This window comes from Rodentibacter caecimuris (assembly GCF_010587025.1).
GTDB classification, from domain to species: domain Bacteria; phylum Pseudomonadota; class Gammaproteobacteria; order Enterobacterales; family Pasteurellaceae; genus Rodentibacter; species Rodentibacter caecimuris.
On record NZ_CP040863.1, the window covers coordinates 461,905 to 474,337 of the forward strand.

Consider the following 12,433-nt stretch of genomic DNA (forward strand, 5'->3'; position numbering starts at 1 on the left):
TAAAAGTGACGAGAATATGACGATAAATAAAAAAGAAATCTGCACATAATCACAACATACTATCTTGTGCAGATTTATATTGACGACATAACAGCTAAAAAACCGCCCTTTAAGTCAAAAACCAAAGTGCGGTTAAATTTTGGGGAAAATTACCAAGGCTGAGTTGTTGGCCCTAAGGTAAATTCACTGATATTTGTATCTTTCGGTTGAGAGAGCGCAAATGCCACTACGTTCGCGACACGTTCCGCTGGGATTTCAAAAGTATCATAAAGCTCACGGTAGCCTTTGGATGTTGCTTCATTAGTGATGTGATCGACTAATTCGGATTGCACCGCCGCAGGATAAATCGTTGCCGTACGAATGTTTGTGCCGGCTTGAGCGGATTCCATACGCAATCCTTCCATAATGGCTTTTACCGCCCATTTTGTCCCACAGTAAACACTCGCACCAGGATACACTTTTAACCCGGCGACGGAAGAAACCGCTAGAATATGACCGGATTTTTGCGCTTCAAAAGTGGGTAATACCGCCGCAATACCGTTTAACACGCCTTTGATATTCACATCCACCATGGCATTCCAATTGTTTGTTTCCAAGGCAGAAAGTGGTGAATTTGGCATTAGACCGGCATTTAAGAAAATCGCATCAACTTTGCCAAACGTCTTTTTAGCCAGTTCAACCAACGCCGTATTATCTTCCGATTTCACGACATCCGTTACACGATAAACGGCTTCCCCGCCTTTGGCTTTAATGTTTTCTACAATCGCTTGTAATTTAGCTTCACGACGCGCACCTAACACTAATTTTGCACCGTTTTCGGCTAATTTATACGCCGTAGCTTCACCAATACCTGATGATGCTCCCGTAATAATGACGACTTTATCTTGAATATTATTCATGTTATTTCTCCTGTTGTTTGAATGGCTATCATTCTAGCTTGTTTAAGCTTACCTGATTAGCCTAAAAATCATAAAGACGCAATAAGGTAAAACTTATAATTGGCTTATAGAGCACGCCAAAGAACGACCGCTCTTACTTCACCAAAATTTCTATCGTTGCAGCTCGACAGTTGTCACCAATCATATACGACACATAACGGCTTGAGGCATATTTTTTACGATAGGCTTGATCAATTTTCTCGTTCAATTGGGAATCCTTAATTGAATTAAAGACCACATCAAAAACACGGTTTATGGCGTAAATTTTGCCCGCTTGTTGGCGGATTGCCGCCTGATACCAACTGGAATGTACACCATTATAAGCACGCACAAATAATCGACCTTCCACAATCACCGCCCAAATCCAAGTGGGCGTACCCGTTGTTTGACCATCAGGGCGGAATAGCGCGATTTTTAAATCATCTGCAATATCAATTTGGCTTAAAACTTCTTTATCCCACATCACTTTCTCCTTCATCAAAACTGATTGGTGGTGTTATTGTATTTATCCTCATAACTCCATACAATGAATAAAATCAGAAAACACAATTCCAAAAAATGAGATTATGAATCGACTAGATGCCCTTAAATACTTTGTTGCCGCAGCAGAAAATTTAAGTTTTAAATTGACCGCACTTCGTTTCTCCGTTTCACCACAAGTAATCAGCCGAGTGATTGCCGAATTAGAAAAAGAACTCGGTGAACCTTTATTCAAGCGCAATACGCGCGCTATTCATTTAACGGATTTTGGTGAGAAGTTTCGCCCAAATGCGATTGCTTTTCTACAACAAGAAGAGTGGTTATTTGGATTAAAGCAAGAAAATAATGATTTAGCCGGTATGGTTCGAATAACACTACCGCCCTCTGATTATGCCGACTATATTTTGCAACAACTATTAACCGCACTAAAACCTTACCCACATATTGCCATTGATTGGCGAACAGATTTCGACACACTCAATGCCGTAGAGGATCAAATTGATATTGGTATCCGAATCAGCCGCACCCCTAAAGAATATTGGGTTGCAAAGAAAATAATGATGTTACATGAACCTATCGTTGCCACTCCGGAATTAATTGCAAATGTAGGATTACCAAAAGATATTCACGACTTAACAGAAAATTTTCCCGTCGGAAATCTTTTGAACCCTAAAACAGGTAAAGTGTGGGATTGGTTTATTGATAATGAGCCTGTTCCCTTACCAAAACCTTGCGTCGTAACCAGTGATATTCGCAGCTTATTACAAGCTGTGCTGGCAGGTAGAATTTTTGCCCCGATTATGTACCACGACTGTAAGAAATACATTGAAAACGGCACACTTCAAGTCGTGCTAAACGACAAAGAATCCTCCCTTTGGGGGCTATATCTTTACCGTCCCTATCAGCCCATCACACCAAAACGAGTTCAGGTAGTATTTGAGATATTGGAAAAGATTTTAGTGAGGAATAAAGGTTTAATCTAACACGACAAGTTTGAGGAAATAGCTAGATCATACCAAAACGATGAAAAAAATAACCGCACTTTAATCTATTCATAATGAACAAACTAAAGTGCGGTTGTTTTTCGAGTTGGTCGATAAGCCGAGTTCTGTCGTGGACAATCATTCATCTAGGCGACGAATTACTCCGCCGCTCAAGCAACCTACCCGAACTCTAGACGGGCCATCCATTGAGTTCCTATTTGGTCTTGCTACGAGTGGAGTTTACCCTGCTGCCAACCGTTACCGGCGACACGGTGCGCTCTTACCGCACCCTTTCACCCTTACCGTTTGCACGGCGGTCTGCTCTCTGTTGCACTGGTCGTAGGCTCACGCCTCCCGGACGTTATCCGGCACTCTGCCCTGTGTAGCTCGGACTTTCCTCTCGTTTACTTGTCCCACTAGGTCGTGTGAACACGGTCAAGGGCTTCAATAAACCAGCGATTGTCTAACCAACTCGGCGCGTAGTATAGAGATTAATAAAAGTGCGGTCAATAAAATCCAATGGATTTTGAACATTGTCATTGCCAACGGCGGTGAAGCCGTAAGTAATCGCATCAGCGATCAGGCATAATTTTTCATTCGTATTTTTATCGCATTCAGCTAAAATACCCACAATTTTAACCGCACTTTAGGACTGTTTATGAACTATCTACAAATTGCACGCGATACGCTTTCCGTAGAAAGTCTCGCACTCACCCAATTAAGCCAACGTCTAGATGAAAACTTCAACCAAATCGTTGAGCTTATTTTGCATTGCCAAGGCCGTCTCGTCATTGGCGGGATTGGCAAATCAGGTTTAATTGGAAAAAAAATGGTCGCGACTTTTGCTTCCACCGGCACACCAAGTTTCTTTCTACATCCCACAGAGGCGTTTCACGGTGATCTCGGTATGCTCAAACCGGTTGATATTGTTATGCTCATTTCCTATAGCGGTGAAACGGATGATGTTAATAAACTGATTCCAAGTTTGAAAAACTTTGGCAATAAAATTATTGCTCTCACTAGCAATAAACACTCTACCCTTGCCCGTCATGCGGATTATGTATTGGATATTACGGTTGAGCGTGAAGTGTGCCCAAATAATCTTGCTCCAACCACATCAGCCCTTGTAACGCTTGCATTAGGTGATGCCCTTGCCGTATCGCTCATCACCGCAAGAAATTTCCAACCTGCCGATTTTGCCAAATTCCATCCGGGTGGCAGTCTTGGTCGCCGATTGCTTTGTCGGGTAAAAGATCAAATGCAAACACGTTTACCGACTATTTCCCCCACTACAAATTTCACCGACTGTTTAACCGTGATGAATGAAGGACGAATGGGCGTTGCACTTGTTATGGAAAACGATCAATTAAAAGGCATTATCACTGATGGAGATATTCGCCGAGCCCTTACCGCTAATGGTGAACAAACACTTAAGAAAACGGCACAAGATTTTATGACAAGTTCACCAAAAACTATTAACCAAAATGAATTCTTATCAAAAGCGGAAGATTTCATGAAAGAGAAAAAAATTCACTCTCTGGTGGCGGTAGATGATGAAAATAACGTGGTGGGTTTAATCGAATTTTCAAGCTAAGGAAAACAAATGCAACAAAAACTCGAAAAAATTAAATTGGTTATCACCGACGTGGATGGCGTGCTGACTGACGGTCAACTTTATTATGACGCAAATGGTGAGGCCATTAAAAGTTTCCATGTGCGTGATGGTTTAGGCATTAAAATGTTGATGGAGTCCGGCATTCAAGTTGCGGTACTTTCAGGTAGAGATTCTGCTATTTTGCGTCGTCGTATTGCCGATCTCGGCATAACATTATTCTTCCTTGGCAAATTAGAGAAAGAAAGTGCCTGTTTTGAATTGATGAAACAAGCCGGCGTCAATCCGGAAGAAACCGCTTATATTGGCGATGATAGTGTGGATCTCCCCGCGTTTGCCGTCAGCGGACTTTCCTTTGCGGTCGCAGATTCGCCTTCTTATGTAAAAAATGCCGCAAATTATGTGCTGTCTCTTGCTGGTGGCAAAGGCGCATTTCGTGAAATGTCCGATATGATTTTAACCGCCCAAGGTAAATCCGCCGTCTTTAACAGTGCACAGGGATTTTTAAAATCGGTCAAAAATATGGCGCAATAACTAAATTTAGAAAAAGAAAAGGAATTCACTTTCATAATTTAATTTTTGGTATTATTAACCGCTCTTTTATAACAGTAACAATGGAGAAGACAGATATGATAGGCGTTTATGCTACTTGCCAAGTAAAACAAGGTTTTGAAACCGAATTTGAAAATTTAGTCAAACAATTCATCACAGAAAGCCGAACTCATCAAGGTTGTCAAAACTATGACTGTGGTGCAGTGACAGAAAAAGCTCGAACTTACTGTTTTATTGAACGTTGGACAGCGCAAACCGACTTAGATGCTCACCTAGCCTCTCCATTCTTTCAACAAAATGCACCTAAATTAATCGAAATGTTGGAAAATGGTCTAGATATTAATGTCGTGAATTTTATCTAAATTGCCGTAGGTTATTCCCTCCTATTTAAAAATTAGATTAGTTCACAGCTAATAAATAATAAAAAGGCTGTAAACACAGCCTTTTTATTATTTATCGGATTTTTTGACCGCACTTAATTGCTAGAACCGGTAGCTTTATTGAGCAATACTTTCACAATTTTCGGCACGCCTTCGCCAGCTTTTTCTTTCAGCACAATGACATGCTTACGAATAAAGCCGGTATTAGGATTTGGGTCAACAAGGTAAATCGTTGCGCCATAAGGTGCTTCATTGACTAAACCATTGGCGGGATAAACTTGTAACGATGTACCAATCACGATCACAATATCTGCTTTTTTCACTAACTTGACCGCTTGATCCAGCATTGGCACATTTTCCCCAAAGAAGACAATATGTGGACGCAGTGGATGCCCGTGATTATCTTTATCGTCAATATGCTGATCGCCCAAGCAAGGAACGATGTAATCCGTATTAAAACTACTTCTAGCTTTGTTCAGCTCACCATGCAAATGCAATACATTCTGGCTGCCTGCACGTTCGTGTAAATCATCAACATTTTGAGTGATAATCTGTACATCATAAGCCTTTTCAAGCTCTACTAAAGCGAGATGTGCCGCATTCGGTTGCGCCGCTTGAGCATTACGACGGCGTTCATTATAAAATTCCAACACTTTAGCCCGATTCTTTTTCAACGCCTCAGGTGTACAAACTTCCTCAATCTTATACCCTGCCCACAAACCATCTTCCGCACGAAAAGTCGGAATGCCACTCTCAGCACTAATACCTGCACCGGTTAAAACAACACAAATTGGTTTATTCATAATATCTTTCTCTATTTTATTACAACGATGAATTTTATCTGTTCAAGCCTGTTTACGAAGTTCATAGGCTTTTAGTTAAGATAAGAAGTAAAATCCGATCCTTGTCTGAGCAATAGAGGCATATTCAACTGCTCGGCACTATCCAAGCTAGCCTGATTTAGACATGATTCCCTCATTTAGGAACAATTCATCCGTTTTTCAATATCGCTTTTCAACTCACGCTTTTCTTCATCGCTGAGAAAAGCGGCACGGATAGCGTTTTCAAGCAGCTGTTGTGCTTCGTTTTCATTTAATTGGTATTCTCGCGCCAATAAATTAAATTCTTGCTGAATATTCGTTTGAGAAACAGTCATATTGTCGGTATTTAATGTGGCAATAATTCCCTTCACAAGGAATGTTCTAAGCTGATAATGCTTTAAATGATCGATAGCTTTGGTTTGTAAATTACTGCAAGGGCACATTTCCACAGCAATATGACGATCGGCTAAAGATTGCATAACCGATTCTGATTCTGCCGCACGAATACCGTGTCCGATACGGATTGCACCAATGTCAATCGCTTGTTGAACATTCTCCGCTCCTGCTGCTTCACCGGCATGAATGGTAAAAGGTACACCAAGTGATTTGGCAAGCTCGAATTCTTTTGCAAAATTCATGGTGGGATAACCGGCTTCAGGACCAGCTAAATCCACGGCAACCACCCCCGCTTTCCCTGTTGAAAGGTATTTTTTTGCCATTCGTACGGTTTCTAAATTCCCTTCTTGCGAACCTATACCACGCAAACAGCATAATATTAAATTTGCTTTAAATAATCGGCTTTCCGTTAATCCCTCTTGTAAACCAGCTAAGGCTGCTTCCACCACCTGTGATTGGGTTAAACCTTTTTGCGTGTGAAGTTGTGGAGCAAAACGAATTTCAACATAGGCTAACCCCTGTTGATCTAAGCGTTTTAATAAATCAGCAACCGCAGAAGTAATCGCCTGCGAGCTTTGCAGTAAAGAAACGGGAATCGCAAAACAGTTAAGATATTGATTAAGATCTGTACAATCTTGGGGAGCGGAAACCAGTGAAAGAAGCTGTTCAACATTTTGAGCCGGTAAGACAATATTCTGTTTTTCTGCCCATTCAAACATCCATTCCGGAGAAAGTGAGCCGTCTAGGTGAAGGTGTAAATCAATCAGGCTATATTTAGTAAAATTTTTCATTGTTGTACTCAATTAGTTAGAAAAGTGAAAAAAATTGCACGGTATTTTAATCCTAAAGGAAAGAGGGAACAAGAAAGGGCTGTCAATACAGCCCTTATCCTTACTTCACTTCCCTAAACAAAATCTCGCTTGGAATCACCGAGCCTTGCCAGTAAAGTTCGGTAGATATTTTCTCTGCCAGTTGTAGGAAAGCTTGTGTGATTTCACTTTCCGGTGCGGCAACCACTGTTGGATTACCGACATCCAAATCTTCACGGATACGAATATGTAAAGGCAACTGAGCTAACACTTTCACATTGTATTTTTCAGCCATTTTTTCTGCCCCGCCCGTACCAAAAATAGCCTCATGATGACCGCACTTGCCACAAATGTGCATTGACATATTTTCTACAATACCTAATACAGGCACAGATACTTTTTCAAACATTGAAACCCCTTTTACTGCATCAAGTAATGCAATATCTTGCGGTGTTGTTACCACTACAGCGCCGGTTACCGGAATTTGTTGTGACAGGGTCAGTTGGATATCGCCGGTACCCGGTGGCATATCTATCACCAAATAATCCAAGCTGTCCCATAATGTTTCGTTCAATAATTGGCTCAATGCACTACTTGCCATCGGACCGCGCCAAATGGTCGCACTATCTTCATCCATTAAAAAACCAATGGAATTAGCCGACAATCCGTGTGCTTTAATCGGTGTAATATGCTGATTGTCCGGCGATGTTGGGCGTTGATGTGGTGCACCGAGCATATGCGGTACAGAAGGGCCATAAATATCCGCATCCAAAATACCTACGCGCGCCCCTTGGGCTTGTAACGCAAGGGCTAAATTCACAGAAACGCTAGATTTACCCACCCCACCTTTGCCTGATGTCACCGCAATAATATTTTTCACACCTTTTACGGCAGGTTGGTTATTGGCACGCTTTAATGTCGCGATTTGATAACTCACCGACCATTTGATTTCCTTACAATCCGCTACTTGCAACAAGGCATCGGATAACGCTTGTTTAAGTTGCTCGACACCGGTGTTCCAAGCAAAAGGGAACTGCAATTCAATACGTAATGTTTCACTGCCCTTTTCTATTTTTTTTAACACATTAAGAGCAATGAGATCTTTTTGCAGACTGGGATGAGTAAAATGCTGAAAAAATTGGAGAAGATCGGCTTGTTGCTCCGCGCTGATATTTTCAGAAAAAAAGATTGCCATAAAAAATCCTACTAAAACAATAGAGTAAATTCATCAGGCGTATTTAACCATTTTAATGCTATTCTGTTAAGACAAAATGTGACCGAACTAGAAAAAATACCGTTTATCGGGTAAGATAGTGCACAATTTTTTGTGTAAATAAAAGAGAATAAAAATGACAACTCAACCCCGTAAAATTTTAGTGACTTGCGCCTTGCCTTATGCCAATGGCGCGATCCATTTAGGTCATATGTTAGAACATATTCAAGCGGATATTTGGGTGCGTTTTCAGCGTATGCGTGGCAATAAAATCCATTTTGTCTGTGCGGATGATGCACACGGCACACCAATTATGTTGAATGCCGATAAATTAGGCATCACACCTGAAGAATTAATCGAGAAGGCGAAAGCGGATCATATTCGTGATTTTGCCGGTTTTAATATTAGTTTCGATAATTACCACTCCACACACAGTGAAGAAAACAAACAAATCACAGCAGAAATTTATAACAAGTTAAAATCAAACGGTTTCATAAAAAGCAAAGTGATTGCTCAACTTTATGATCCCGAAAAAAATATGTTTTTGCCGGATCGTTTTGTAAAAGGGACTTGTCCGAAATGCAAAGCGGAAGATCAATATGGCGATAACTGTGAGGTTTGCGCTTCCACTTATAGCCCGATGGATTTAATTAATCCGCGTTCTGCCGTATCCGGTGCGACGCCCATTGTAAAAGAATCCGAACACTTCTTCTTTGATTTACCAGCATTTGAAAATATGTTGCAAGACTGGACGCGTTCCGGTTCGCTTCAACCTGAAATCGCCAATAAAATGCAAGAATGGTTTGAAAGCGGTTTGCAACAATGGGATATTTCCCGCGATGCGCCTTATTTTGGTTTTGAAATCCCGGGAGAAAAGGATAAATTCTTCTATGTATGGTTGGATGCCCCAATTGGCTATATGGCGTCATTCAAAAATCTTTGTGATCGCGAAGGCATTGATTTCAACGAGTTTTGGGCTGAAAACAGCGAGGCGGAACTTTATCATTTTATCGGAAAAGATATCGTCTATTTCCATAGTCTGTTTTGGCCTGCGATGTTGGAAGGCTGCAACTATCGCAAACCGACCAATGTATTTGCCCACGGTTATGTCACCGTAGACGGTGCGAAAATGTCAAAATCTCGCGGCACCTTTATTCAAGCAAGTACCTATTTGAATCACATCGATCCTGAATGCCTACGTTATTACTATGCGGCAAAACTCAATAATCGTATTGAAGATCTTGATTTCAATCTTGATGATTTTGTGCAGCGTGTAAATACCGATATTGTTAATAAATTAGTCAATTTAGCCTCTCGAAATGCCGGTTTTATCACCAAACGTTTTGACGGAAAACTTGCTTCCAAATTAGAAGATGAGGCTCTTTTTGCTGAATTTACCGCACAAGCAGAACAAATCGCGACTTATTATGAAACCCGTGAATACAATAAAGCGATTCGTGAAATTATGGCTCTCACCGATAAAGCTAATAAATATATCGATGAAAAAGCGCCTTGGCTAATCGCAAAAGCGGAAGGCAAAGAAGCTGAACTGCAAACCGTCTGCTCGATGGGCATTGAACTATTCCGAGTGTTGATGACTTACTTAAAACCGGTATTACCGAAATTAGCAGAACGTGCAGAAGCCTTTTTACAAAGCGAATTGCGTTGGAATAACATTACCCGACCTTTATTTGATCACCAAATCGCTCCGTTTAAATCTTTATTCTCCCGTTTAGAGAAAAAACAAATTGACGCGGTGGTAGAAGAAACCAAGAGATTATTTGCCGAATCAAACAAAGTTACAGAAAAAACAGCGGCAAAATCAACCGCACTTTCTAACGTAGAACCCATTGCCGACACCATCACTATTGATGATTTTGCCAAACTTGATCTACGTGTGGCAAAAGTACTGAAATGCAAAGCCGTGCCGGAATCCAATAAACTTTTACGTTTTGAATTGGATCTTGGTGATCATACCCGTCAAGTGTTCTCCGGAATCAAAGCAGCCTATAGTAAACCGGAAGAATTAGAAGGTCGGTTCGTGATTATGGTAGCAAATCTTGCACCACGTAAAATGAAGTTTGGCGTATCTGAGGGGATGATTCTTTCCGCCGGCAGTGGTGGCAGTGATTTATTCTTACTTTCTGCAGATAGTGGCGTAACAGCCGGTATGCAGGTGAAATAATTCATTCAATACGAATTAGGCGGCATTAGTCGCCTTTTTCTTTATCAAAGATTTCTTCAAGATCATACAATTCCCACTTGATCTTTACCTAAGGTCAAGCTTTATCCTTGCGACTCTACTCAACAACTTAAAGAGAAAATTATTATGCAATGGAGAAATTTCTTAAAACACAGTGCGCTTTTCATTGCAATGGCAGGGATACCGATGAAATGGGTTTGGCGATACAATGCTAACAAATGGCGCGCAATATCCTAAACATATCACTCCAAAAGACTGGGTAAGATTACGTTTACTCAACGGCTGTAATGCCCGCTCACTCAGACTTGCAACCAGCGATGAACGGCCTATGTATGTTATCGCAAGTGATGGCGGATTTTTGAATGAACCGATAAAAGTCAATGAATTAGAAATGATTATAGGAGAACGTTTTGAGGTTCTGATTGATTTGAGTGATGGTAAAGCGGTGGATTTAGTCAGATCAAATGGACATGGGATTACCTCCGTTCAATCAAAAACTACCGGTATTAAGTCTAGAAACTACGTTACAAAAAGGACAAGGCAATTTACCGACAAAATTGGCAAACTTATCTGAAGTAAAAATACCGAATGATATTGTAGTCCGCCATTTTCAGCTCAGCATGGATCCGGAATTAGATCACCAAGGAATGCAATTATTCATGCAAAAATACGGTCATCAAGGTATGAACATGACGCATCATATGCATATGCCGCAACACACTATGCCGATGTCGCACGATACCCATATGTCACATATGCCACACGATGGAGATATGAATGCGCCTAAAAAAGCAGCATTAGATATTTGGACGGCAAATCGAATTAACGGTCAAAGTTTCCATCATCCCCCTGTATTTAGTGCCAAACAGGGACAATATGAAAAATGGGTAATTTCCGGAGAAAGTGATATGATGTTACACCCATTTCATGTGCATGGCACACAATTCCGAATCCTAAGCGAAAACGGAAAACCACCTGCCGCACACCGTCAAGGCTGGAAAGATACGGTAAGCGTGAATGGTGCGATCAGCGAGATACTCGTTAAATTTAATTATTTAGCCAGTAACCAAGCCCCTTATATGGCTCATTGTCATTTATTGGAACATGAAGACACCGGTATGATGTTGGCGTTTACCGTTGAAAAATAATGGTAAATGACTGAACGAGTTATTGGAGAACAACAATGAAAAATGAATTAATCTGTTATAAACAAATGCCCGTTTGGACAAAGGATAAGCTTCCTCAAATGTTTCAAGAAAAACATAATACCAAAGTGGGCACTTGGGGAAAGATAACCGTATTAAAAGGTAAACTCAAATTTTATGAATTAACAGAGAAAGGTGAGGTACTTGCCGAGCATATTTTTACACCTGAAACGGACACCCCATTTGTTGAACCGCAAGCTTGGCATCGGGTGGAAGCCGTAACAGATGATTTGGAATGTACTCTTGGCTTTTATTGTAAAAAAGAAGATTACTTCAGCAAAAAATACAATATGACGGCAACCCATTCCGAAGTGAAAAGTGCGGTTAAAATAATTAGCCCTTGTAAAACCCTCGATCTTGGTTGCGGGCAAGGCAGAAATTCGCTCTTTCTCAGTTTACTTGGTTATGATGTCACTTCTTGGGATCATAATGAAAACAGCCTGACTTTCTTAAATGAAACGAAAGAAAAAGAAAATCTGACAATTTTGACCGCACTTTACGATATCAATACGGCGAATATTCAAGAAAACTACGATTTTATTCTTTCTACGGTCGTATTTATGTTCTTAAACCGCGAACGCGTCCCGGACATTATCAAAAATATGCAGGAACATACCAATACTGGCGGGTACAACTTAATTGTTGCCGCTATGTCCACTCATGACGTGCCTTGCCCAATGCCTTTCTCTTTCACTTTCAAAGAGAATGAATTAAAAGATTATTACCAAGACTGGGAATTAATTAAATACAATGAAGAAATGGGTGAATTGCACAAAACCGATGAAAACGGCAATCGCATTAAAATGAAATTTGTGACAATGTTAGCCAAAAAGAAATAATA

Annotated in this window: 14 protein-coding genes and 1 other RNA gene; 8 read left to right on the forward strand and 7 right to left on the reverse strand. The window is 40.7% G+C overall.

Features of this window, described 5'->3' with window-relative positions:
• Positions 1-149: 149 nt before the first annotated feature.
• A complete protein-coding gene (locus FEE42_RS02370) occupies positions 150-899 on the reverse strand; it encodes an SDR family oxidoreductase (RefSeq protein ID WP_059366345.1) in 750 nt (249 codons plus the stop codon).
• Positions 900-1,032: 133 nt separating this feature from the next.
• Complete coding sequence (locus FEE42_RS02375; protein WP_206023157.1) at positions 1,033-1,401, reverse strand: DUF2255 family protein; 369 nt, start codon at positions 1,399-1,401, stop codon at positions 1,033-1,035.
• Positions 1,402-1,504: 103 nt separating this feature from the next.
• Here FEE42_RS02375 and FEE42_RS02380 point away from each other — a divergent pair, with 103 nt between their 5' ends.
• Complete coding sequence (locus FEE42_RS02380; RefSeq protein ID WP_164027634.1) at positions 1,505-2,401, forward strand: LysR family transcriptional regulator; 897 nt, start codon at positions 1,505-1,507, stop codon at positions 2,399-2,401.
• A gap of 98 nt (positions 2,402-2,499) precedes the next feature.
• Here FEE42_RS02380 and rnpB read toward each other — a convergent pair.
• Together rnpB and FEE42_RS02390 are read right to left on the reverse strand one after the other, a co-directional pair.
• An RNA gene (gene rnpB / locus FEE42_RS02385) (RNase P RNA component class A) lies at positions 2,500-2,876 on the reverse strand.
• A complete protein-coding gene (locus tag FEE42_RS02390) occupies positions 2,865-3,032 on the reverse strand; it encodes a hypothetical protein (RefSeq protein WP_157888084.1) in 168 nt (55 codons plus the stop codon). Before FEE42_RS02390 ends, rnpB begins: the two co-directional genes overlap by 12 nt.
• 27 nt (positions 3,033-3,059) lie before the next feature.
• Here FEE42_RS02390 and FEE42_RS02395 point away from each other — a divergent pair, with 27 nt between their 5' ends.
• The 3 genes from FEE42_RS02395 to FEE42_RS02405 all read left to right on the forward strand — a co-directional run bounded on the left by FEE42_RS02395 (position 3,060) and on the right by FEE42_RS02405 (position 4,927).
• The gene (locus FEE42_RS02395) at positions 3,060-3,995 is read left to right on the forward strand and encodes a KpsF/GutQ family sugar isomerase (protein WP_059366348.1); all 936 of its coding nucleotides are present in this window, start codon (positions 3,060-3,062) and stop codon (positions 3,993-3,995) included.
• 9 nt (positions 3,996-4,004) lie between these two features.
• Positions 4,005-4,547, forward strand: a complete 543-nt coding sequence (locus tag FEE42_RS02400; RefSeq protein ID WP_059366349.1) for a KdsC family phosphatase — start codon at positions 4,005-4,007, stop codon at positions 4,545-4,547.
• 80 nt (positions 4,548-4,627) lie between these two features.
• Positions 4,628-4,927: a putative quinol monooxygenase gene (locus FEE42_RS02405; RefSeq protein WP_237184458.1), complete on the forward strand. Its 300-nt coding sequence runs from the start codon at positions 4,628-4,630 to the stop codon at positions 4,925-4,927.
• Positions 4,928-5,040: 113 nt separating this feature from the next.
• Here the strand turns inward: FEE42_RS02405 and FEE42_RS02410 are convergent, their stop codons facing one another.
• The 3 genes from FEE42_RS02410 to apbC all read right to left on the reverse strand — a co-directional run bounded on the left by FEE42_RS02410 (position 5,041) and on the right by apbC (position 8,166).
• Positions 5,041-5,748 carry an SIR2 family NAD-dependent protein deacylase gene (locus FEE42_RS02410; RefSeq protein ID WP_164027635.1) on the reverse strand — a complete coding sequence of 236 codons (708 nt, stop codon included), beginning with the start codon at positions 5,746-5,748 and terminating at the stop codon, positions 5,041-5,043.
• Positions 5,749-5,924: 176 nt separating this feature from the next.
• Positions 5,925-6,953 carry an adenosine deaminase gene (add, locus tag FEE42_RS02415; protein WP_164027636.1) on the reverse strand — a complete coding sequence of 343 codons (1,029 nt, stop codon included), beginning with the start codon at positions 6,951-6,953 and terminating at the stop codon, positions 5,925-5,927.
• 100 nt (positions 6,954-7,053) lie between these two features.
• Positions 7,054-8,166, reverse strand: a complete 1,113-nt coding sequence (gene apbC / locus FEE42_RS02420) for an iron-sulfur cluster carrier protein ApbC (RefSeq protein WP_164027637.1) — start codon at positions 8,164-8,166, stop codon at positions 7,054-7,056.
• Positions 8,167-8,320: 154 nt separating this feature from the next.
• Here apbC and metG point away from each other — a divergent pair, with 154 nt between their 5' ends.
• From metG to tehB, 4 genes are all read left to right on the forward strand, one after another.
• On the forward strand, positions 8,321-10,369 hold the full coding sequence (metG, locus tag FEE42_RS02425; protein WP_164027638.1) for a methionine--tRNA ligase: 2,049 nt from the start codon (positions 8,321-8,323) through the stop codon (positions 10,367-10,369).
• Positions 10,370-10,595: 226 nt separating this feature from the next.
• Complete coding sequence (locus FEE42_RS12640; protein WP_059366355.1) at positions 10,596-10,961, forward strand: hypothetical protein; 366 nt, start codon at positions 10,596-10,598, stop codon at positions 10,959-10,961.
• Complete coding sequence (locus FEE42_RS02430; protein ID WP_237184459.1) at positions 10,858-11,535, forward strand: multicopper oxidase domain-containing protein; 678 nt, start codon at positions 10,858-10,860, stop codon at positions 11,533-11,535. The genes FEE42_RS12640 and FEE42_RS02430 overlap by 104 nt, the downstream gene beginning before the upstream one ends.
• Positions 11,536-11,570: 35 nt before the next feature.
• Positions 11,571-12,431 carry an SAM-dependent methyltransferase TehB gene (gene tehB, locus FEE42_RS02435; RefSeq protein WP_164027639.1) on the forward strand — a complete coding sequence of 287 codons (861 nt, stop codon included), beginning with the start codon at positions 11,571-11,573 and terminating at the stop codon, positions 12,429-12,431.
• Positions 12,432-12,433 lie beyond the last annotated feature (2 nt).